Source organism: Pseudooceanicola algae (assembly GCF_003590145.2).
GTDB lineage: Bacteria > Pseudomonadota > Alphaproteobacteria > Rhodobacterales > Rhodobacteraceae > Pseudooceanicola > Pseudooceanicola algae.
On the sequence record NZ_CP060436.1, the window covers coordinates 3,302,501 to 3,323,696 of the forward strand.

At 63.2% G+C, this 21,196-nt stretch carries 17 protein-coding genes, 1 tRNA gene and 2 rRNA genes (1 of these 20 only partly in view); 4 read left to right on the forward strand and 16 right to left on the reverse strand.

From position 1 onward, the window contains the following. A 23S ribosomal RNA gene (locus PSAL_RS15455) occupies window positions 1-1,234 on the forward strand (it extends 1,604 nt beyond the left edge of the window). Between the two features lie 110 nt (window positions 1,235-1,344). After that, window positions 1,345-1,459 (forward strand): 5S ribosomal RNA (rrf, locus tag PSAL_RS15460). Window positions 1,460-1,974: 515 nt separating this feature from the next. On the opposite strand, the gene PSAL_RS15465 is transcribed toward rrf, so the two are convergent. The 3 genes from PSAL_RS15465 to PSAL_RS19390 form a co-directional block, all read right to left on the reverse strand. Next, complete coding sequence (locus PSAL_RS15465) at window positions 1,975-3,321, reverse strand: ferredoxin reductase family protein (RefSeq protein ID WP_119838197.1); 1,347 nt, start codon at window positions 3,319-3,321, stop codon at window positions 1,975-1,977. Window positions 3,322-4,443: 1,122 nt separating this feature from the next. Further along, window positions 4,444-4,520: transfer RNA gene (locus PSAL_RS15470), tRNA-Met, on the reverse strand. 330 nt (window positions 4,521-4,850) lie between these two features. After that, window positions 4,851-5,096: a transposase gene (locus PSAL_RS19390; RefSeq protein WP_119838198.1), complete on the reverse strand. Its 246-nt coding sequence runs from the start codon at window positions 5,094-5,096 to the stop codon at window positions 4,851-4,853. Window positions 5,097-5,311: 215 nt separating this feature from the next. Here PSAL_RS19390 and PSAL_RS15480 point away from each other — a divergent pair, with 215 nt between their 5' ends. Next, window positions 5,312-5,473 carry a hypothetical protein gene (locus tag PSAL_RS15480; RefSeq protein WP_196222721.1) on the forward strand — a complete coding sequence of 54 codons (162 nt, stop codon included), beginning with the start codon at window positions 5,312-5,314 and terminating at the stop codon, window positions 5,471-5,473. Between the two features lie 234 nt (window positions 5,474-5,707). Here PSAL_RS15480 and PSAL_RS15485 read toward each other — a convergent pair whose 3' ends face one another. The 5 genes from PSAL_RS15485 to PSAL_RS15505 form a co-directional block, all read right to left on the reverse strand. Then, window positions 5,708-6,442, reverse strand: coding sequence for an ABC transporter permease (locus PSAL_RS15485; RefSeq protein WP_119838199.1), 735 nt, complete (start codon window positions 6,440-6,442; stop codon window positions 5,708-5,710). Beyond that, entirely contained in the window at window positions 6,439-7,374 is a 936-nt protein-coding gene (locus PSAL_RS15490) for an ABC transporter ATP-binding protein (RefSeq protein ID WP_119838200.1), read from the reverse strand. The genes PSAL_RS15485 and PSAL_RS15490 overlap by 4 nt, the downstream gene beginning before the upstream one ends. Next, window positions 7,371-8,561 carry an ABC transporter permease gene (locus tag PSAL_RS15495; protein WP_231388541.1) on the reverse strand — a complete coding sequence of 397 codons (1,191 nt, stop codon included), beginning with the start codon at window positions 8,559-8,561 and terminating at the stop codon, window positions 7,371-7,373. Before PSAL_RS15495 ends, PSAL_RS15490 begins: the two co-directional genes overlap by 4 nt. Window positions 8,562-8,565: 4 nt before the next feature. Next, the gene (gene osmF / locus PSAL_RS15500) at window positions 8,566-9,516 is read right to left on the reverse strand and encodes a glycine betaine ABC transporter substrate-binding protein OsmF (protein WP_119838202.1); all 951 of its coding nucleotides are present in this window, start codon (window positions 9,514-9,516) and stop codon (window positions 8,566-8,568) included. 232 nt (window positions 9,517-9,748) lie between these two features. Beyond that, entirely contained in the window at window positions 9,749-10,369 is a 621-nt protein-coding gene (locus PSAL_RS15505) for a TetR/AcrR family transcriptional regulator (RefSeq protein WP_119838203.1), read from the reverse strand. Window positions 10,370-10,473: 104 nt separating this feature from the next. Between PSAL_RS15505 and PSAL_RS15510 the strand changes: the two genes are divergently transcribed. Beyond that, complete coding sequence (locus PSAL_RS15510) at window positions 10,474-11,673, forward strand: multidrug effflux MFS transporter (RefSeq protein WP_119838204.1); 1,200 nt, start codon at window positions 10,474-10,476, stop codon at window positions 11,671-11,673. 175 nt (window positions 11,674-11,848) lie between these two features. On the opposite strand, the gene PSAL_RS15515 is transcribed toward PSAL_RS15510, so the two are convergent. The 8 genes from PSAL_RS15515 to PSAL_RS15550 form a co-directional block, all read right to left on the reverse strand. Further along, on the reverse strand, window positions 11,849-13,282 hold the full coding sequence (locus PSAL_RS15515) for a YncE family protein (RefSeq protein ID WP_119838205.1): 1,434 nt from the start codon (window positions 13,280-13,282) through the stop codon (window positions 11,849-11,851). Window positions 13,283-13,330: 48 nt separating this feature from the next. Next, window positions 13,331-14,683, reverse strand: coding sequence for a flavodoxin domain-containing protein (locus PSAL_RS15520; RefSeq protein WP_196222722.1), 1,353 nt, complete (start codon window positions 14,681-14,683; stop codon window positions 13,331-13,333). After that, on the reverse strand, window positions 14,680-15,687 hold the full coding sequence (locus PSAL_RS15525) for an FAD:protein FMN transferase (RefSeq protein WP_119838207.1): 1,008 nt from the start codon (window positions 15,685-15,687) through the stop codon (window positions 14,680-14,682). The genes PSAL_RS15520 and PSAL_RS15525 overlap by 4 nt, the downstream gene beginning before the upstream one ends. Beyond that, window positions 15,680-16,348, reverse strand: coding sequence for a PepSY-associated TM helix domain-containing protein (locus tag PSAL_RS15530; RefSeq protein WP_119838208.1), 669 nt, complete (start codon window positions 16,346-16,348; stop codon window positions 15,680-15,682). The genes PSAL_RS15525 and PSAL_RS15530 overlap by 8 nt, the downstream gene beginning before the upstream one ends. 1 nt (window position 16,349) lies before the next feature. Then, window positions 16,350-16,871 carry a DUF2271 domain-containing protein gene (locus PSAL_RS15535; RefSeq protein ID WP_119838209.1) on the reverse strand — a complete coding sequence of 174 codons (522 nt, stop codon included), beginning with the start codon at window positions 16,869-16,871 and terminating at the stop codon, window positions 16,350-16,352. Window positions 16,872-16,878: 7 nt separating this feature from the next. Then, a complete protein-coding gene (locus tag PSAL_RS15540) occupies window positions 16,879-17,427 on the reverse strand; it encodes a CREC-EF hand family protein (protein WP_119838210.1) in 549 nt (182 codons plus the stop codon). Between the two features lie 104 nt (window positions 17,428-17,531). Further along, window positions 17,532-19,472 (reverse strand): TonB-dependent receptor plug domain-containing protein, encoded by a 1,941-nt coding sequence (locus PSAL_RS15545; protein ID WP_231388542.1) that lies wholly within the window; start codon window positions 19,470-19,472, stop codon window positions 17,532-17,534. Between the two features lie 366 nt (window positions 19,473-19,838). Beyond that, entirely contained in the window at window positions 19,839-20,969 is a 1,131-nt protein-coding gene (locus PSAL_RS15550) for an aromatic ring-hydroxylating oxygenase subunit alpha (RefSeq protein WP_119838212.1), read from the reverse strand. Window positions 20,970-21,196 lie beyond the last annotated feature (227 nt).

The window sequence follows — 21,196 nt, forward strand, 5'->3', positions numbered from 1 at the left end:
GGTAGAGAATACCAAGGCGCTTGAGAGAACGATGTTGAAGGAACTCGGCAAAATACCTCCGTAAGTTCGCGAGAAGGAGGCCCGGTAGATACGCAAGTATTTGCCGGGGGCACAAACCAGGGGGTGGCGACTGTTTACTAAAAACACAGGGCTCTGCGAAGTCGCAAGACGACGTATAGGGTCTGACGCCTGCCCGGTGCCTGAAGGTTAAAAGGAGGGGTGCAAGCTCTGAATTGAAGCCCAGGTAAACGGCGGCCGTAACTATAACGGTCCTAAGGTAGCGAAATTCCTTGTCGGGTAAGTTCCGACCTGCACGAATGGCGTAACGACTTCCCCGCTGTCTCCAACATCGACTCAGCGAAATTGAATTGCCTGTCAAGATGCAGGCTTCCCGCGGTTAGACGGAAAGACCCCGTGCACCTTTACTACAGCTTCACACTGGCATTAGGCCGAACATGTGCAGGATAGGTGGTAGACTTTGAAGCCAGGACGCTAGTCCCGGTGGAGTCACCCTTGAGATACCACCCTTGTTCTGCTTGATGTCTAACCGCGATCCGTTATCCGGATCCGGGACCCTGTGTGGCGGGTAGTTTGACTGGGGCGGTCGCCTCCTAAAGCGTAACGGAGGCGCGCGAAGGTTGGCTCAGAGCGGTCGGAAATCGCTCGTTGAGTGCAATGGCAGAAGCCAGCCTGACTGCGAGACTGACAAGTCGAGCAGAGTCGAAAGACGGCCATAGTGATCCGGTGGTCCCAAGTGGGAGGGCCATCGCTCAACGGATAAAAGGTACGCCGGGGATAACAGGCTGATACTGCCCAAGAGTCCATATCGACGGCAGTGTTTGGCACCTCGATGTCGGCTCATCTCATCCTGGGGCTGGAGCAGGTCCCAAGGGTACGGCTGTTCGCCGTTTAAAGAGGTACGTGAGCTGGGTTTAGAACGTCGTGAGACAGTTCGGTCCCTATCTGCCGTGGGTGTAGGATACTTGAGAAGAGTTGCCCCTAGTACGAGAGGACCGGGGTGAACGATCCACTGGTGGACCAGTTGTTATGCCAATAGCAGTGCTGGGTAGCTATGATCGGAAAGGATAACCGCTGAAGGCATCTAAGCGGGAAGCCCCCTTCAAAACAAGGTATCCCTGAGGGCCGTGGTAGACCACCACGTCGATAGGCTGGAGATGTAAGTGCAGCAATGCATTCAGTTGACCAGTACTAATGGCCCGATAGGCTTGATTTGATCCAGTAGAAGACAGAAACTTCTACGGAAAATCAAAAGCATACACATCAACAAGTAGACTTGAACCTGAACAACAATTGATAATCTCTCGACTTTGGATTTTTCCTCGGTCTGGTGGTCATAGCGCGAGCAAAACACCCAGCCCCATCCCGAACCTGGCCGTTAAGTGCCGTAGCGCTGATGGTACTGCGTCTTAAGACGTGGGAGAGTAAGTCGCCGCCAGACCTAGAAAAAATCCAAAACGATCAAAAAAACAAAAAAGCCCCCGCAAGAGAAATCTCGCAGGGGCTTTCTTGCGTAAACAAAATCACGCAATCGACACAAGACGTAAGCGAAGAAAAGGTCCCCCTGCAACCGCCACAAGGGGGACCTGCCGTCGTCGTGCCTTGCTCTCCTCCAGACGCCTGAAATAATGTTGATGGTGAGCGGGTCATAAGCCTCCGGGCGGTCCGGATTTTCGTTGCCAGCTCTATAGCCGGGTATCGATCGGGCGCAGAGACTGTGCTGGTCCCGGAGCCCGCTGAACATGGGCCGGATTTGGTTGCAGCGGTCATCACTCTGCCTTCGGTCGTGAAGACGGCGTGGGATCGCGCACAGTGGATATGTCACAAGGGCTCGGCCCATTAGGGCAGGGCTTGGCGCCGTAGGATATTAGCCGGCCACACAGTTGAGTGGCAAACGGTCAGATATCGGCGCCCGACCGGGGATCTGTTCACGTCGCTGCCCTACGCGCCGTAGGATCATCGGAACTGCAGATGTTCATAGATGATGCGTTCTGCCGGAACGCCCAGGGCCAGGAACTGTTTCACCATGTCCTCGACAAAGGGAGACGAGCCGCAAAGCATGACTGCGAAATCCCCAAGCTCGACCTCCTCCATGATCTGCGCGGCGGTCAGCCGGCCGCGGTCGGTCGTGGTCCATTGGTTGTAGTCGATATAGGAATCCGCTTCCAGAAAGCGGTCACGGATCTCGGAATCATAGACCGCGTCCTCGGGCGTGCGGGTTATATAATAGAACCAGATGCGCCGAAAATCGTCGTTCGATTTTTCGAACTCCAGCATACCCAGAAAAGGTGTGATGCCGATCCCCGCACCGATCCAGACCATCCTGCGGTAGGGGGCGAAATGAGATTGCGTGAAGCCACCGAAACTTCCGAAGACCTCGACTTCGTCGCCGGGGCTCAGATCGCTCACGGCTCGCGTGAAATCCCCCACCTGACTGATCGAAAACCGCAGGTCCCGCTTTACCGGCGACCCAGAGATCGAGAATGGATGAAGTTCGGCGGAATGGTCGGTCAGGGACGGCGTGCGCAGGAATGCGAAGGTTCCCGGCTGGTACATCATGCGTCGGTCGCGGGGCCGCAGTTCCAGGTCGACCACCCTCGGCCCGCGCTGAACCACCCGTTGCACGGTGTAAAGGAACCGGGGCCCGAAGCTGCGGAACAGCAGCACACGATAGGTCCAGGCCACGGTCCCTGACAGCAGCAGGATCACGATCCAGGTGCGCAGTGGCTCGAAGAACCGGATGGTGCCGTCCTCGATCGAAGCATGGGCGGTGCCCAGCAGGAACAATACGCCTATCACCCGGTGCAGGTTCAGCCATAGCTCGTGCCGCATCCGCTTGGCGTAGGCCAGCACGCCCAGTCCGGCCAGAAGGTAGAAGACCGCGATGTCGACGGTTCGGGCGCCCGGCCAGAAGGGCACCAGCATCACCGCCGCAGACTGACCCAGCTGCACGGCATGCAGGCAGAGAAGCACCACATGCAGCCCCATCAGCAGGAACGCTGCCAGCCCCAGCCGCCGGTGCAGCCGCACACCGTTGTCCAGACCGCCTATCAGCGGCTCCAGCGCCTGTGCCCGCGACACCACGACGATGGCAAGCGCGGCGCATGTAAAGGACCACAGCATCACCACCTGTGACGGCGCCAGCCAGGGCCAGAGCGATCCGCCAAAGCCGATCGACACGCGGCCCGCCACCCACAGCACCGTCGTTACCGCCAGGCAACCACCAATCAGAAGCCAGGGTTTCTGCCTTCGGCTCAAACGGTCAGAGGGGGCTATCGGGGCGGTCAGGGGGGTGTCGGACATACCGTAACGGATCTTTCAAGCTGGACAGGGGCAAGTCTAGGCACCCGACGCTAGGAGTCGACGCTCCATTGTCCTTTTCGCAATCCGGGCGCGGTTCGACAGGGAGGTCGGACCTTCACCTGCCTGCGAAAGCATCCTGCCGGTTTTTGACGTGGCCGGCCACGAAAGGAATCCGGCAATGGAAAGGGCGAGCGACGAAGCAATGGTCGGCCACGACGATCGCGGGATGCTCTTGCTGCGGGAGGCGTAAAGGCCGCCTCCTTTCGCTATTTCCGGTGATGGGGGGGGCGGAAGAATATTTATTCTGGACTTGTAAGGGGTCGGCTTGCCTGGGCCGAGGGGACGAGACAGCGCAAGGGCGCGCATTATTTCGGGGTTTCACCCGACAGCGAGCAGAGGATGTTGGCGTATTCGGTTCCGCCGACCGACCGGCGCAAGGCCCCTATCAAGAGCGCGAAGCTGGATGGATCTACCGAGATCACCACCGCTTGACTCAAAGGGGATCGCGGTGCCCCGAATAATCAGCAGCACACTGCCAAGCATGTGTTCGAAAGGCTGCAGGCCGAGCACAGCTTCATCGGCGGCGACACGATCGTGTAGGAAAGGGGAACCTTGACGTTCAGCCGATTTGCCCAACAGAGCCGCGCCACTTGAGAACTGGAAATCCATGCTTCGCAAGAGGCCACTAAGACCTGATATTCGCCGCAGGCTGAGTAAAATTCAAGTTGGTCTCTAAGCCTTCTTGCGGAGGTGCAACGAAGGCCTTGGCTTTGAGGCATTCTGAAGGCTTGCTTCCGTCCGCTGGGAAAGAATGTCCCGCACTGCCGCGAAGGTTTGGAAATTTCCTACCTTGTTGTCCCTACACTGGGCGCGCCGGGTCTTTCGAGATCGGCTTTGGTCAGTGCTTTTTGGACATCACGGTCACTCCGGACCGGTTTCCCTGGACAATTTCCGCAAACGGCTCAGGGTGACGGAGCGCTCGCCGTCGATCCACGTCATAGATCTAGTTGAATTATTGTTGCGCGACTCGTCAAACGTTGACGTGGCGTTGACATGGAATGCGGACAAGCAAAAAGCCCCGCGTGATGCGAGGCCTAAGGCTTTGGTATTGTCAGATATTATTGGTTGCGGGGGTAGGATTTGAACCTACGACCTTCAGGTTATGAGCCTGACGAGCTACCGGGCTGCTCCACCCCGCGCCAATGTCCTTTCGGATGGCGTCGATGTATCCCGGCAAACGGGGACACGCAAGGGTCTGCGAGGCATTTTTTTGACAGATTGATAAAAGTTTTCCGACAAGCCGATTTTTGGAGTTCACAGAAGCCAACCAACCGAACTTTATCTATTTATATCAACCGAATGCACCGAACTTCAGCTCGACGCGCGTCCTGGGATCCCTCGGTAACCGGGCCTCGAACTTAGTAAAATTCGCGAAAAGCCCACCCTGCGAACCTTCACCCCACCAAGGCCCCATCCTGCGCAACAATCCCCCCCCGAGTATCCGGAGGCGCTGATCGTTGACGAACGGTTCATACATGAAATTCAGAGGCCGGCGCGATTGCGACCACCTTCACGGGCTTGCGCCCGAGCATCTGGTATAGCCAACCCGGTGCCTGACCTGATGCAATCTCTCTAGGTCCCCGCCGCGCGCTGATCTGGGCCATTGCGCCGAGGTAGGGCAACCTTCGCAGGTATCGATCGCCTGCCTTTAAGAACCGCCCGAGCCTTTCTTTCCCGTCGCTGGAGTGAGCTGTCGGCGTCAGGCCGAGCGTCACGCCGAAGGCGTGCTTTCAGCACGACGCCGCGTATTCGCCTGCGCTGCGGAAGGCAGCCAAGTCGGGGGGGGGTGCCGCAAACGCGCTGGACGAGATCGTGCCCACCTCAGGCACCGTCGCCAGTCGACACGCGAGCGCATCTTCGCCCTGCATCTCACTGATCCGTGCGGTGACAGTTCCAATCGGAGCCTGTGTCGCGCAGCTGCTTGGAAAACATGTCCAGCGCAGCGCGTGCTGCATGCGGCGCCGAGAAGGCGATGGACGTTGTGGATGCCTTTTGCAACGACGATACCGAACTTTGCCAGGAGCGTGCGGATCGCGTTCACGATCTGTGTCCGCTGCCCGACCAGGAAGTCCCGCGCCTTGTGATCGAGTAGGTCTTCACGCGACGCACGAACGCCGCGGCGCGGCGTTTCAAAAGTGGGGGATGACGATCGCGGGCCGCATCCGGTCATCTCGGGCAGATCGGCTGCGCGGAAACTCAAACAAGGCCCGCAAACGGCTACGCTATCGGGCGCTTGCCGCTCGGTTCGAGATGGTTCGATTGCCTGATATTATTTCTCTAGGTGCTAAGAAACCGACCGCCCCCAGACGTTGGAAGTTCGACGTCATCACGCGCCGGTGCGCTTGGCAAGGAAGGCCTCGAGCTGAATGAGAGCGTCGTAGATCAGCACTGCGAACAGGCCTACGATCAGGCCGCCCTGCAGCACGAAGGCGGTGTTGTTGGTCAGAAGCCCGGCGATGATCACCTCGCCAAGTGTTCGGGCAGCGACAGTGGAGCCGATGGTCGCCGTGCCGAGGGCGATCACGACCGACAGCCGGATGCCCGTGAGCATCACCGGAAAAGCCAGCGGCAGTTCCACCTGTCGAAGCCGCTGCCAGCGGTTCAGGCCAATTCCGCGGGCTGCATCCATCGTTGTCGGTGGCAGAGTCGTAAGGGCGGTGACGGAATTCTCGAAGATCGGCAGCAGGCCGTAGAGAAACAGTGCCACCAGTGTCGGCCCGGCGCCGAATCCAAGCGTGGGCACGGCAAGCGCCAGCACGGCCACGGGCGGGAATGTCTGGCCCATGTTGGCGATGGTGCGCGAAAGCGGGCGGAAGGCTGCGCCTGCCGGGCGCGTGACGAAGATGGCGAGCGCCACGGCCACGATTGTCGCCGCGAGCGTTGCAGCGGCGACGAGGCCGAGGTGGCTGAGCGAAAGGGACAGCAGCGAGCTTCGGGCATAGATCACCGGCGCACCCTTTGGCGCCAGCGGTGCGAAGATCGGCGTGAACCATTCCGGCCGCAGCACAAGCGCCAGCAGCAACACCACCAGGAGCGGGCGCAGGATCAGTCCGATCTTCACGCCTGCAGCTCCGCGCGGTTGCGGATCGCGTCGAAGGTGACGCGGCCGACGGGGACGCCGTCGCGCGTGACGGGCACGGCGGAGCGCCCGGTCGAGAGGCAGGCAGCCAGCGCCTCGCGAAGGCTGGCCTCCGCTGGCAGGGCCTCGCCTTCGGCCGGGCCGTTTTCGACAAGCTCTGACAAGGGGACAAGCGACAGAAGGCGCAGCGGCCGTTCGACATCGCCCACCATGTCGCGGACGAAATCCGTGGCGGGTTCGGCGATGATCTCGGCCGGCGAGTCATATTGCACCAGTCGACCACCGTCCATCACCGCGACCTTGTCGCCAAGGCGGATCGCCTCTTCCATGTCGTGGGTGACGAGCATGATTGTCGATCCCAGTCGCCGCTGAATGCGGCGCAGATCGTCCTGCGCGCGCGCCCGGATGATCGGATCAAGCGCGCCGAAGGGTTCATCCATCAGCAGAAGTTCGGGACGCGAGGCCAGTGCCCGCGCCACGCCGACGCGTTGCTGCTGGCCACCGGAAAGCTCTGCCGGGTAACGATCGCGGAAGGCTGCCGGCTCCATGGAAAAGAGGGTCAGCAGTTCGTCGACGCGCGCGCGGATCTTGTCCTTTTTCCAGCCCAGAAGCAGCGGCACGGCTGCGATGTTGCGCGCCACGGTATGGTGCGGGAACAGCCCGTGCCCCTGGATGGCATAGCCGATCCGGCGGCGCAGCAGATGAGGCTTCTCGGCATGTGTCGGCTTGCCGTTTATCCGCACCTCGCCGGACGTGGGTTCTTCCAGCCGGTTGATCATGCGCAGCAGCGTCGTCTTTCCCGATCCCGAGGTGCCGACGATGACGGTGATCGTGCCCGTTTCAGCCGTCATGGTCACGCCATCGACGGCATCCGTGTCGCCGAAGGTCTTGGTCAGGGTGTCAATCTCGATCATGCGGTGTCCTTCGGGATCGGTCGGGCCAGTTCGACGAGGATGTCCATGACAATGGCCGAGGTCAGCGCCAGCGCCACCGTCGGCACCGCGCCCAGCAGGATCAGGTCGGTGGCTGTCTGGTTGAGCCCCTGGAAGACGAATGTGCCCAAGCCGCCGCCACCGATCAGGCCTGCAATCACCGCTAGGCCGATGTTCTGCACCAGAACGATGCGCAGGCCGGTGAGGATGACGGGAAGGCCAAGTGGCAGCTCGACCTTCAGAAGGCACTGCGTCGGCGTCATGCCCATCCCGCGCGCGGCGTCGCGGGCGGTGGCCGGAGCCGAGGCCAGGCCGGCGACCGTGTTCCCGACGACTGGCAGAAGCGAATAGAGGACCAGCGCCAGGAAGGCGGGGGCGAAGCCGATCCCCGCGATGCCGATCGCCTGCGCCCAGGGCAGGCTGTCGCCGACCCAGCCGAGGATTGGTATCATCAGGCCGAACATGGCGAGCGACGGAATGGTCTGCAGCAGGCTGAGAACGGGAAGCACACTGTCGCGCAGCTGTGCGCGACGATGACAGAGGATGCCGAGGGGGAAGCCGATGGCGGCCGCCGTGGCGAGCGAGCCGAAAGCCAACGCCAGATGGCGCAGCACCGCGTCGGCAAATTGCGCGCGGCGGCTGGCGTATTCCTGAAAGATCGACAGCGGCGCAAGCCCGCCCGACCCGAAGATCAGCGCCAGAGAGCACAGCACCGCGGCCAGCAGTCCGGCGCGGGCCATCGGCCCCGGTGCCAGCTGGGTAAGCGCGTCAGCCATCATCAGGGTCAGGATCAACAGCAGGCACCAGAAACCCAAGGCGGGGGAGACGCGGGCATAGGCGCTGTCGGCAACGTCCAGCAACGCCGGGGCGCCCTGCATCAGCAGCCACAGAATGCCTGCGAGGCCAAGTAGCGCGCCGCTAAGGCGCAGGGAATGCCGCCCGGCCGGGATGCCGAGCACAAGGCCCAGCACGACCACAGCAACGCCTGGCAGAGTCTCGGCAGGGCTGGCGATGCGCCAGGCCATCACGCTGTCGCCCGCCACGATGCGGTTCGCGGCGATGGTCATGAACGGGATCAACAGCGCACCCATCCCGAGGACGGCAAAGAAGACGCCTGGCGGGTAGACCCCCCGCCAGGCCTTCGATGTGGAGTGTCCTGCGGCGATCAAGCGATCAATCCAGCACGCCGCTTTGCGTCAGGTAGTCGCGCGCCACGGCCTCGGCCGGCTCACCGCCGACCTGGATGCGGCCGTTGAGCTCCTGCAAGGTCTTCATGTCGAGGGCGTTGAAGATCGGGTTCAGCACCTCCGGGATTTCCGGATATTCTTCCAGCACCTCGGCGCGGACGATGGGGGTCGGCTCGTAGACCGGTTGCACGCCCTTGTCGTCCTCCATGACAACAAGGCCCGTCGCCCCGATGCCGCCATCGGTGCCGTAAACCATCGCGGCGTTCACGCCCGATGTGCCGCGCGCGGCGGCCTGGATCGTCGCCGCCGTGTCACCGCCCGACAGGATCACGGTCTGGTCTTCCGACAGATCGAAGCCGTAGGTTTCCTGCATGGCGGGCAGAACAGCCGGGGACGAGACGAACTCGGTCGAGGCCGCCAGTTTCACATCGCCCCCGTTCGCAATCCAGGCGCCGAAATCGGACATGGTGGCCAGGTCGTTCTCTTCCGCCAGCGGGCCCGTGACGGCGATGGCCCAGGTGTTGTTGGCCGGCGCGCTGTCGAGCCAGGTGACGTTGTTGGCTTCGGCGTCGAGCTCGGCGGCGCGGTCGTGCGCTTCCTGCGGGTTCTTCCAGACATCGCTGTCGGCCTCATTGAAGAAGAAGGCCGCGTTGCCGGTGTATTCCGGATAGAGGTCGATCTGCCCGGCCAGAAGAGCCTCGCGGACAACCTGCGTGCCGCCCAGCTGTAGCCGCCGCTCGACGGGCATCCCGGCATCTTCCAGCGCAAGGGCGATGATATTCCCAAGCAACCCACCCTCTGTGTCGATCTTGGACGAGACGGTGATATCGGTCTGAGCCTGTGCGGTGACGGCAAAGGCTGCGAACAGCCCTACGGCGGGGATGAGGAGCTTCTTCACGGATGATTTCCTTCCGGTGGGATAAGTGCGCGATGCCATTCGGCGTGAGTTCCTAGAGGAAGATAGGGTACGCAGGCCGCCTGCCAACCTCATGGGGATCAGTTCAGGAAGTCGGACTGCTCTTCAGAGTGTCACGGCAGTGCTGCGACAAAAAATGTGACAGGCCAAGGGCGTTTGCCTGTCCTTGTCGCCCGCAGGCTCTCGTTGTGCCAGACGGAACCTTGGTGGGCAGATCAGGCGCAAAGCGGGGTGTCTGAAAATACGACGCTCATCAGGTCAAGCCGTTCAGCGCCCCGGTCCCGCTTGCCGCCGCAGTCGAGCGTTCAAAAACGTCGGACGCGATCGCCCTTGCGAACTTGGCGTCAAGTGTCCCCCGATTAAGCAGCCGGTACCAGAATGCACCGTGAATATAGCCAGAAACCAGCTCTGCGTTTCGGTTTGGTGACAGCTCTCCACGCTCTTTGGCCCGTTGCAGGAAGATCGTGATCATCTTCTCCCGCGGCAAAACGAACTTGGTATAGAACGTCTCTTGAAATTTCACATCTTGCTGGGCGGCCGCGATCAGGGCGCGCAGAATGTCCCCATCGGCGGTCAGGTGGCTGAAGATGCTTGTCAGGAACTCTTCAAGCACGACGCAGCAATCTCGGGCATCATCCAGCGGAATGGCAGCCGCGTAGTTCTGCGTCACTTCGAACACGGCATCCAGGACAAGATCGGCTTTCGTGTTCCATCGATTGTAAAGCGTTTGGCGTGCCACACCAGCCTCTTGGGCGATCGCTGCTATCGAGACCTTATCGTAACCTTTCTCGCGCACGAGGCGTAGAGCAGCCGCTTTCAGGGCTGCACCCGCTTGGGCGTTCACGGGGCGCCCGCCCGCACTTTCACTGGTCATGCACAGTCCTGTTCACAAATGTGGAGAAGATCTCTCTTTACTTATTGGACTAAAGTCTACTAACAGCAAGTAGACCGCAGTCTAGTAATGCAGCAGGAACCACGATGCCCCCAATTACCCTTACCCCGAAACACGCCGCGGCCATAACGGCCACGTTGGGTTTGCTGTCTTTGTTCCCGCCGTTGGCAACGGATATGTACCTCGCGGCGCTCGGCGATCTGGCCACCTCGATGGGATCCACCCATACGGCGGCAGAATTCTCTTTGTCGATCTTCTTTCTCGGGCTCTGCATGGGGCAGCTTTTGCTCGGGCCCTTGACCGACAGCTATGGCCGCAAGGGACCCCTGTTGGTTGGGACCGCCTTGTTTACCGTAACATCTGTCGCCCTGCCGCTGGTCAACGACATCGCGTGGTTCAATGCCCTGCGCTTTGTACAGGCCATCGGGGCAAGCGCAGGCATGGTGGTCGGTCGTGCTGTCGTCAAGGATTTGTATGAAGGGCGCCGTGCGGCACAGGTGATGACCGTGCTTGTCATGCTGCTGACAGTCGGGCCGATTGCGTCACCAACCTTGGGCAGTATACTGCTCGAAGCGTTCGGCTGGCGTTCGATCTTTGCCACGATGGCGCTCATCAGCATCGTAGCGCTCGGGCTGTCGTTGGTGGTCTTGCCCGAAACCCTACCTGTTTCGGCCCGGAAAACCCGACCCTTCATCGACGGTGCGCGTGCAGCGGCCCTGCTGTTGTCACAGCGTAGATTTGTTGTCATGGCGCTTGTGTCGGGTCTCGTTCAGGGCGGCATGTTTGCGTTCATCACGGGATCATCAGGGGTCTTTCAAGGGATCTTCGGGCTGGGCCCGTTTGAATTCGGCATCATGTTCGCTGTCATTGCTGCGGCGTTGATCATGTTCGGCAAGGTCAACGGAGTTTTGCTCAACCGCTACAACCCCGAGCAGATTGTCACGGCGGGGCTGCCAGTATTTGTTGCCTCGACCCTGCTTTTGACGCTGGTGTCCGGTACGGACACGCTTTGGGTTTTTGCCATTCCTCTGTGGGTTTCAATCGGCATGGTCGGACTGCTTTCGGCAAATGCGATGTCGATCACGATGGAGCTGTCCGGGGAGGGGGCTGGCATGGGTTCAGCACTGCTCGGCGCCATTCAGTTCGCCATCGCATTTTCCGTGTCATCCTGCGTCGCCTTGGGGGGCACTGATGTGGCTCTGCCGATGTCCCTTGGGCTATTGGTCACCTCCGGTTCCGCGGCGATCTTGTTCTACGCATTCGGCGACCGAGCACAAAACAGGTAGTTGTGCGCGGGAGTAGCTTAAATGCCAGCGGCACCCTTGCGGCATTCCGCGCTGTTCAAGGGGCCGAAGATGGCGTTGATCTTGTCGACGGTCAGCGCGTCCAGGAAGGTCCCGCCCATCATGATCCTGCGTCAGGACGGGCGGTTCAAAGCGGCCCCTGGGCGAGGCGCGCCCCTTAGCGCGGGCGAATGGCGGTGATCAGATCGCCCCGGGGATCGTCGGCGCCGAAGGACTTGTTGACCGCATAGACCGTGCCGTCCGGGCCGCTGGTCACGTCGTTGGGATAGCTGCCAAGGTCGAGCGTCGCAACGATATGCCCTTGGGCATCCACGGCCGAGATCGTGCCGGCGCCGCGATTGGTCACCCAGGCGAGCTGACCGGCGGGATCAAAACTGATGCTCAGCGCGCCAGCGCCGACTGGCACCGTATGCAGGACCTTGCCGGCATCCGGATCGACGATCAGCACATTGTCCGACCCTTGCCCGGACACAAAGACCCGCCCGCTGGTCGCGTCAAAGGCAATGCCCGTGGCGTGGATCGCGCCGGGCAGGGCAAAGACGCTGGTGACGCCCCGGCTTTCCAGGTCGATCACGGCCAACTCGCTGGTTGCACGGCTGCTGACGAAAAGGCGACCGCCCTCGGCATCAATGGCGCTGTTCATGACATAGAAATCCTCGCCGCGCAGGGAGGAGGGGATCTCGATCACCTCAAGCGGCTCCAGCGTCTCGGTGTCGAAGACATGCACCCTGGCTGTGGCGGAAGAGGTCACATAGGCTTTGCTGTGGACTTCGTCCACGATCACTTCGCGGCTGTGATAGACTTGGCCCTGGGGGAACTGGTGGACCAGCGACAGGTCGTCCTGGTCATAGACCGCGACGCTGTTCGATGCGGTGTTGGTCGCCCAGACATGGCCATGGCTATCGTCCAGACCGAGCCCGAAAACGGACGCCGGACCCGTGGCATAGGGGTTCTGCTCGCCATCGTTCTCGCCATCGTCCTCGTTTGTGTCCGCATAGGGCGCGGGCGTGATGCTGGCGATGGTTTCCAGCGTTTCCGGGTCCAGCTTCATCAGGGTCGAGCTATTGGGCCGGAAGGACGAGGCCGTGACGAACAGCGCCTTGGCACGGTCGCTATGGGCGATCTGGTAGAGGCCCGGCGTGGGCGAGGCGACAGAGGTCATCTCAAAAGCCTCGCTACCCGACAGCGGAATCTCGGGCGAGATCTTGAGGTCCAGAAGCTCTGTCGCCGAAGGATTCTCGGCCAGCACCACGATCGGATGCATGCCCACGGCGGCGGCTTGCGGCAGGGTCAGATCCAGCGTGACTTCTCCGGCCTCATCCGCGACCAGAGGCGCATCACCGGTCAGGACATAGGTGCCCCGTTGCAGGGTGATCTGCTGGCCGGGCACGAAACCGGTCCCGCGAAAGGTCATCTGCGTGCCGGGATGCAAGGGCTGGCCGGGACCGCCGGCAGTCAGGCGGAAGTGTCCTTCCATCTCGGCAGGGGCGGGGAAATCGGCTTGCGCGCGCGCGGTCAGCGGCAGGCCGGCAAGGGACATCGCCAGCGCAAGCGAGGTCGCAAGGCGCAACGGGGTTTGTCTGGGGGTCATGGGGAATTCCTTTTCAATCCGGCCCGGCAAAGGCTGGGCATGTGTGGGTCAGTAAAATTCGGTCAGAAGACGGTCCTGACGGCGCAGGGCGTCAAGGCAGGGTTCGGCCGGGGCGGAATCGCCCGGTTCTGAAAGGCAGGTTTCAAGGGCGGCCAGAATGGCAGCGCCGGGGGCGTGGCTGCCGCAGATCAGCACAGTCGCGCCCGAGGCGGTGAAATCACGCAGGCGGTCCCGCCGGGCGGTCAGCCAATCGGGCAGGCGGCAGGGGGCAGGCCCGCCGCGCGACAGCACCGCGTCGATCTGCAGCCGGGGCGGGGATTGATCCTGCAATTCCGAAAGGGGGGCGAAGACGTCGTGGCGTTCGCCATGGATCAGCCAGATCGGGGCTGTCCCGCGCGACCCGAGGCGCTGGCGCAACGGACCCAGGACCGCCGCCAGCCCGGTGCCGGTCGCGATCAGCAACAGCGGGCGGTCGGCCTGGTCGGCGGCTTGCAGGGCGCCAAGGTTTGGATTGTCGCGCAGGGTCATCCGCAGCGCCGCGCCCAGGGGCAGCCCGCCGGTCAGCCAGGCAGAACCGATGCCGAGCAGGCCTTCCCCGGTCTGACGCCGCCGCAGGATCAGTTCGACCGCGCCGCTGTCGGGAAGGGAAGCCACGGAATAGCTGCGTTGGCGGGGGCTGCCATCCGGGGCGGTGAGCATCACATCGGCGATTGCGCCGGGGGTCCAGTCGGGCGCTGGGCCAGAAGGTGCGAGGTGCAGGCGATAGACGGCCTCTTCCTTCTGTCCTGGGGTCAGCTTTTCGCGGTCTCTCAGGTGCCATAGGTCAGGCGCGGAAAGGGGGGGGAGGCAAGGTTCGCAAGCCGTGACCGGCAAAGCGGCTTCCCATTTCTCAAGGTCGGCGGGGGCAAGGCTGTCGACGTCTATGCGGGGGAACAGCGCGCGCGCGCCATGATCCGCCAGCCAGCCGTCGATCTGACGTCCGAAGCCGCAGAACGACGGGTAGCGCCGGTCGCCAAGCGCCAGAAGGCCGTAGCGCAGGCCGCTCAGGTCCGGGCGTGACCGGGCAAGCGCCTTGGCAAAGGTGCGAGCATTGTCGGGTGCCTCGCCATCCCCGGCCGAGGCCAGCAGGAACCAGGCCTCGCGCGTTTTGCTCAGGCATTCGGGCGTCACGGCGTCCAGCGGCAGGGCCGTGGTGCCAAGCCGGGCCGCCTGTTGCCGCGCCAGCGCCATGGTCTGCCCGGTTTGCGAGGCAAAGAGGACAAGAGGTTGGTCGGGCGTCGTGCGGGGGGCAGCCGCCTGGCCACGTCGCCATTTCCGGGTCAGCGTGGGCGCGATCCAGCCAAGGCCGATCAAGGCGGCAAGGCCAAGGCGCAGGGGATCGGGGCTGAGCGCGTCGATCATGCCGCCTCCCATTCCATCAGGGCGGGGCTGGCTTGCCGGATCACCTGGCCTCCGGGGCCGCGCAGGGTCAGCAAGACGCTCAGGTCGTTGTCGGCTGCGATGGTCAGCCCGGTTTCCGGCGGCAACACCATCAGCGCGCTGGCCCAGGCATCGGCGCTGGCGGCAGAAGGGTGAAAGACATGCACGCCCACCACTGCGCCGTCGCAGGGGCGTCCGGTGGCGGGGTTCAGGCTATGGCTCCAATCCTGCCCCGGTGCCCCGCTTCGGCGGCGCCAGGTGCCCGATCCGGCCACTGCGCCGCGATGCAGGGCGCCCAGCCAGCGGGCGGAGGGGGCTCCGGGCGCGGCCTCGACCTCGATCCACCAGGGGGCGCCCTCGGGGGACAGGCCCTTGGCGGCGATCTCTCCGCCCAGTTCGATCATATGGGTGGTCAGCCCCGCGGTGTGAAGCAGGGCCGAGGCGCGGTCCACCGCCCAGCCCTTGGCTATCCCGCCGAAATCGAGCCAGAGCCCGCCGGGTTGGTATAGCTGGTTCGCATCACCCCCCTTGGGTGCATGCAGCTTTTGCAGGCCCGAGGCCGCCCTTGCCCGCTCCAGTGCGTCAGGCGTGGGGGGCGTGGTCACCGGACCCGAAGGGCCGAAGCCCCAGAGGTCGGTCAAGCGGCCAAGCGTCGGGTCAAGGGCCCCCCCGGTCCGCGCGGCGATGTCGCGGGCGAGGTCCAGCAGGCCGGTGATCTCTGGTGGAAGGACGTGCCAGCCGGGTGCGGCGTGGTTGAACCGGGACAGGGCGCTGTCGCGGGACCAGGGGCTGAACAGGGCGATGGCCTCGTCCCAGGCGCGGTTGATCAGGGGTGCCGGGTCGGGCAGGCCGGGGCAGGTCCAGCATTGCAGGGACCATTGCGTGCCCATGCTCTGACCTCGGGCCGAAAGGCGCCGCCAGCCGGGGCCGGCCATGTGGCTGGGGCTGCCGGGTTCGACAAGGACGCGGTTGCAAGTCTCAGGCATGGATGAACAACAGGAACAGGATCGCGGGCAGCGCCAGCCCGCCCGCCGTCACCGGCCAGGTCGCCGGGCGGGCGCGGGCATGCAGAAACAGGAGCGCCAGCCCGGACAGGGCGAACAGCAGTGCGCCAAGGGCCAGCGCGTCGATGACCAGCGACCAGGCCGGACCGGTGTCGCGCCCCTTGTGCAGATCCGCCGCCACGGCCAGCCAGCCGTGCCGCGTGATCTCGATGCTGGCAGTGCCTGCCGCGCGATCGATCAGGGCCAGTCCATTGCCGCCCGGTCGCGGTAGGTCGATCCAGATCTCGTCTTCGGAAAAGTCCCCGCGCAGGGTGCTGACCGGCTCGCGGGTCTCTTTCAGCAGCCAGCGCGCAACGGGCGGCGGCAGGGGGGCGGTGCCACTGGTGGTATCTGCGGCCAGCGCGTCCCGAAGTTCGGCTGGCAGGGCAACTTCGCGGATCTCGGTGTCGCCGCGCCCGGAGAGGAAACCGGGGTGGTTCAGCACGAACCCGGTCACGGCGAAGAAGATCAGCGTCGACAGGCTCGCCGCGCCGGTCAGCCAGTGCCAAAGCTGCAATTGCCGCATCCACCAGCCGCGTCGGCCTTGCATCGGGGCAGAGGCGCGCGGCGCAGCGGCAGGGGATTTGACCGGAACGGGGGCCATCTCAGGGCGTGACCGTCAGGTGCAGCGCACCAAGTTCATCGGTCCCTTTGGCGCTGGCGGTGGCCGCCGCGCCGGTCCAGTCGAAGGGCAGGCGCACAAGGTCGCGCGCCCCGTCTTCGCGCGCGACCTCGACGGCCAGCGTGTATTGACCGGGGTCGAGATCGGCCAGTCCCGGCGAGGTGCCGTCCAGCGTGATGTCGTGACTGCCCGGGCCACGGGTCGGCCCGCTGATCCCGTCGGCGGGCAGTGTCATCTCCTTGCCCGTGGCGCGCCACCAGTTGCGCAGGTTGCTCAGGAAGCTGGTGCCGAGGTCATCGCGCAGGCGGGTGTCGTACCAGACTGCCACGGTGGCCAGCGGGGTCTTGTCTTCCACCGTCTCGACCCAGACCGCCAGGTAGGGGCGGTAGTAGGGGGTTGCGTCTATCTGCGGGATCGTGACGTTCAGCACCATTTCGCCGGCCTGCGCCGGAGAGGCCAGAAGCCCCCCCGCCACGACCGGCAGTGCAAGTCTGGTCAGGGTCATTGCCGCCTCAGTCCTGTGCGGCGCCATCGGATGCCTGATCGCCGCCGGTGTCGCCGTCGGCGCTGTCATCACCGTCGTCTTCGCGCACCGGGATCGGGTCGGCATCATCGACCACGCCGTTCTCGTCGGTGTCGTGACCGCTGAAGGTCGAGGCGGCCACCAGTTGCTGTTCGGACCATGACAACAGCCCGTCGCGGTTGCGGTCGACGATGGCGTGACGCACATGCGCCTGTTCCATCGAACGGTCGTAGCGCTCGTCCGGCGCCTTGCCCTGATCGGCATATTGCCGGTCAAGGCGGCCCTGGAATTCGGCGACGTATTCGGCCTCGTCCAGGTTGCCGTCATGATCCATGTCGGCCCCGTCAAAGCGTGACTGGCGCAGGTCGTTGTATTCATCGAGCATCACGACCCCGTCGCCATCGGCATCATGAGCGGCGATGAAGGCGGATTTGCGGTGGCCACCGGCCACACCGGGGGCGGGCGCGTCATCCTGCTGTGCCAGCGCGAGGCCGGGCAGAAGGGCGGCGAAGGCGATCGGGAAAAGAAGGCGGCTCATGGCTTGGTCTCCGTAGCTTGTGCTTTTGCGTTCAGGTTGGGACGTTCAGTTGGGGCAGGGGGCCGGGACCCCCTGCCCGGCGGGACCGTGTCTTGCGACCGGGGTCAGAAGGTCTTGGCCAGGCTGACCTTGAACGTGCGGCCGGGGGCGGCGCGGGTGGCAAGATGGGGCTGGTAGTATTCATCCATGAGGTTCTCGACCGCCAGGCGCATCTCGATCCCGTCGAGCATCCCTTGCTGCGCCGCGTAGGAGACCGAGATATTGTGGATGAAGCTGGACGGGGTCGGGTCGGTGGACCGGGTCATTTCGGCGTTGTAGACGCCTTCCCACTTCATGTTCACGCCATTGCCCAGACGCCGGCCAATACCCAGGCGTACCTGGTCCGCCGGTTGCTGCGACCAGTAATCCGACGTCGCGCCGACCGTCCGGTTGTAGCCGTTTGCGATGCTGGCGTTGAGGTCGGTGTAATAGCCGGCTGCCGTGGAATAGGCCGCCTCGACCTCGATCCCCTGGACCTCTACGTCGGTGACGTTGGAATAGGAGGTGATGTCGGACACATGGGTCTGGTAGCCATTGACCTTGACCGCCAGGGCATCGCCCGGCGCGATGACGCTGCCCGAGGCATAGGAGGCGCCGATTTCGTAGGTCGTGGATGTCTGAGATTGCGTCATGTAGGCCGGGTTCGACAGGTCATCCAGGATCGGCAGGCCTTCGGTATAGGCGTAGGAGGCAAAAACCGCGAAGCCGCTGTCCCATTGGTAGCGCAGCGACGCGCCGCCCATCAGCGCCTGGTTATGATAGGTGTCATAGCCATAATCGGTGCCGTCGATATTCTGGTCTTCGTAGCGCAGCGCGGGCGAGAAGGTGAAACCGCCGAACTCCATGTCATCGACCAGGAAGATGGCATAGCGCGTATCGTCGCCGCCCGGCGCCGATGAGGCATCCAGCCTGTCGCGGTTCATGTATTCGACCCCGACACGCAGCCGGTGATCGACCTCGCCGGAAGCGAATTCCATCGTGTTCTTCGCTGTCAGCTTGGTCGTGACATAGTCGTGGTCCGCATCCAGCAGGGAATTGGTGCTGGTCGGGTCGGTCGGGGATTGCTCGATCTCCTGATCCGCCCGGCTGAGCGTGACATCGACATTGATCAGGTCGCTGTCCATGGAATCGTAGGTGTATTGCAGGATCGTGGTCCGGGAATGAATGTCGCGGTCGACATTGCCGAAATCGACCTGGCCGAACTGGTCGTAGGGAACATCCTGTTCCGAGCTTTGCGTGTCGTTGTAGCTTAGCGTCAGGGCATGTTCGCGGTCTTCGCCGAAATGTACCGTGCCCTTCATCAGGTAGGACGGCGTTTCGAAATCCGTGTCGGATTCGGTATCGCCATTGCCGTCGACGTATTCTCCCTGCTCGCGGTAGGTGTAGTTGAACAGCAGTTCCAGCACGTCATCGGGCTGGTAGGCCAGCGTGGTCGAGGACACCAGCCCGTCGCCGTTGGAATTGTAGCCGAGGTACTGGCGCAGCTTGAAGCCCGGCTCGCCGCCCGTGAAGTCGGAGGCGTCCTTGGTTTCCAGCCGCACCATGCCGCCGATTGCACCCGACCCGTATTCGAAGGTGCCGACCGAGCCGCGGATGACCTCGGCCCGCTTGTAAAGCGCGGGGTCGGTGTAAAGCTGGGTTCCGATGCGGTATAGCTCCTCGGCCCCGCTGGAGGCGCCGTCGATCTGGATCTGCACCATCTGGTCATTGCCATAGGTGCCCGACCAGGCGCCGAAGCCCCGGATGTTGATGGCCGACCCGCCGGGGGTCGAGCCATTCACCAGCGTGACACCGGGCGCGGAATCCAGCAGTTCGGCAGTGGTGGAGGCCTGACGCGCCTCGATCTCTTCGCTGTCGATCACGGTGACCGGCGTGGCGGTCTGGGTCTGGACTTCGCGGTCGGATTCGACGCTGATCGGGGCGAGGATGATGACCTCGGAAGCCGATTGCGCAAGGGCGGTACAGGGGACGGTCAGCGCCACGCTGCTCAATAGCAGGCGACGCATTCTGGCAGAGGAGGCCATGGGTGCGATCCAATCTTTACCGAGGGGCAGCGAGATGGCGCGCCCTCTTCTTGTTTTTGATTTTATGGGAAAGCTGGATGCCGAAAGGGTTCTGGCTTGGCGCGTTCTTAATGGCGGATGCGCCGGAGATCAATCCTGATTATTTATGTCAAGTAATTTGGCGGGGCGCGCGATTCCCCGCTGACCGATCCTTGGTCGATGGGGGCCGTTTGACTGCGCGTGCCATGCCACAAGGGACCGCGCGCCGGATCAGGGGCGGCGGCAACACGCTCGGCTTTGCGAGAGGAGCCGAAAAACGGTCCGGGACTACAGGGCCACCGGGATTACTGGGCTACCGGGATTACTGGGCTACAGGGCCTCGGGCATCCGGCTGGCGATCCAGCGGGCGAATTCGTAGTTCGGCCGTTCCAGATGGCTGAGCGGGCCGGGATTGGCCAGACGCCCCTGCATGCCGCGCCAGACCCGTTCGGTACAGCCGCGGTCTTCGTCGTTCACATGGTCCAACAGGCCCTTGAGCGTGGCGAAATGGGTCTCGGCCTCGGGGTCGGCGGCAAAATCGGGATGCAGCCCGCCACCATAGACGATGCGCACCTGCCCCGGCCCGGCGGGGCTGAGGCAGAGATACCAGAAATAGCCCGGCGTCAGGGTGATCAGCAGAGACGGATAGATCGCCATCAGCCAGGTACGATAGCGGTCTTCGCCCTGAAGGGTCATATTGTCCTTGTGGGCGATGGACAGGGCGATGGAATCGTCCTTCAGGATATGGTGGTAATTGAAACCCGCCTTGCCTTCCGGGCAGGTCATGCGCCGCAGATCGACCGCGCCGCCGATGGTGGCGCCGTGGCACATGGGCAGGTGATAGCTTTCCATGAAATTCTCAGCCAGGATCTTCCAGTTGGTGTCCCACAGGTGGTCTTCGCGGAAGGTCTCGACATAGCGCGACATGTCGAGATAGCCGACAAGGTCGTCGACCTCGGCCAGCTGATCCTGCGGTTCCGGCAGATCGGGGTTGAGCGTGACCATGATCCAGCCGTTCCAGTCGGTACAGCGGATGGCGGGCAGGCCGTTGGCCTCCTTGCAGAAGCTCTTGTTCATGTCCATCGCCGGGGCGCCGCGCAGCGCGCCGTCCAGCCCATAGGTCCAGGCGTGGTAGGGGCAGGTGATCACGCGGGTATTGCCGCGCCCTTCCAGCAGCACCGACATGCGGTGACGACAGACATTGGACATCGCCCGCAGCCCCCCGTCCCGGTCGCGCAGGACCAGCACTGGCTCGCCGGCGATCTCCATGGTCAGGTAGTCTCCGGGGACCTTCAGCGCATCGGCCCGCCCTGCGCAAAGCCAAGATTTCGCAAAGACATGATCCTGTTCCAGTGCCTGAAAGCTTTCCGAAGTATAGACCGAGATCGGCATCGCGCGGGCCTGTTCGAAAGGCTGGGCGACATTGGCGCGCAATTCGGCTGCGGGGTCATGGATGTTCATCGGGCGCTCCCTGCGGTCTGTTCCTGGAAGGGGGCCGGGCAGGGGCGGCTTTTGCTGCCCCGGTTCCGGCTCCGTGGAATCACGGTCTGCCGATCTGGCGCAAAAGCAATAGAAGTGGTGGGGGCGGCGACGCTGCGCGCGCCCTCGGGGTTATAAAAACGGCAGGCGTTCAAGCCGGTGCCAAGCGACCGCAAGCTCTGGTTGCGTTGATCTTCGGTTGCGCTGGG

Excerpts from the sequence above, each read along its gene's own strand:
- PSAL_RS15465 (WP_119838197.1), bottom strand. The coding sequence starts at position 3,321 with ATGTCCGACACCCCCCTGACCGCCCCGATAGCCCCCTCTGACCGTTTG.
- PSAL_RS15480 (WP_196222721.1), top strand. The coding sequence starts at position 5,312 with ATGTCCAGCGCAGCGCGTGCTGCATGCGGCGCCGAGAAGGCGATGGAC.
- PSAL_RS15490 (WP_119838200.1), bottom strand. The coding sequence starts at position 7,374 with ATGATCGAGATTGACACCCTGACCAAGACCTTCGGCGACACGGATGCC.
- osmF (WP_119838202.1), bottom strand. The coding sequence starts at position 9,516 with ATGGCATCGCGCACTTATCCCACCGGAAGGAAATCATCCGTGAAGAAG.
- PSAL_RS15505 (WP_119838203.1), bottom strand. The coding sequence starts at position 10,369 with ATGACCAGTGAAAGTGCGGGCGGGCGCCCCGTGAACGCCCAAGCGGGT.
- PSAL_RS15510 (WP_119838204.1), top strand. The coding sequence starts at position 10,474 with ATGCCCCCAATTACCCTTACCCCGAAACACGCCGCGGCCATAACGGCC.
- PSAL_RS15515 (WP_119838205.1), bottom strand. The coding sequence starts at position 13,282 with ATGACCCCCAGACAAACCCCGTTGCGCCTTGCGACCTCGCTTGCGCTG.
- PSAL_RS15520 (WP_196222722.1), bottom strand. The coding sequence starts at position 14,683 with ATGATCGACGCGCTCAGCCCCGATCCCCTGCGCCTTGGCCTTGCCGCC.
- PSAL_RS15525 (WP_119838207.1), bottom strand. The coding sequence starts at position 15,687 with ATGCCTGAGACTTGCAACCGCGTCCTTGTCGAACCCGGCAGCCCCAGC.
- PSAL_RS15530 (WP_119838208.1), bottom strand. The coding sequence starts at position 16,348 with ATGGCCCCCGTTCCGGTCAAATCCCCTGCCGCTGCGCCGCGCGCCTCT.
- PSAL_RS15535 (WP_119838209.1), bottom strand. The coding sequence starts at position 16,871 with ATGACCCTGACCAGACTTGCACTGCCGGTCGTGGCGGGGGGGCTTCTG.
- PSAL_RS15540 (WP_119838210.1), bottom strand. The coding sequence starts at position 17,427 with ATGAGCCGCCTTCTTTTCCCGATCGCCTTCGCCGCCCTTCTGCCCGGC.
- PSAL_RS15545 (WP_231388542.1), bottom strand. The coding sequence starts at position 19,472 with ATGCGTCGCCTGCTATTGAGCAGCGTGGCGCTGACCGTCCCCTGTACC.
- PSAL_RS15550 (WP_119838212.1), bottom strand. The coding sequence starts at position 20,969 with ATGAACATCCATGACCCCGCAGCCGAATTGCGCGCCAATGTCGCCCAG.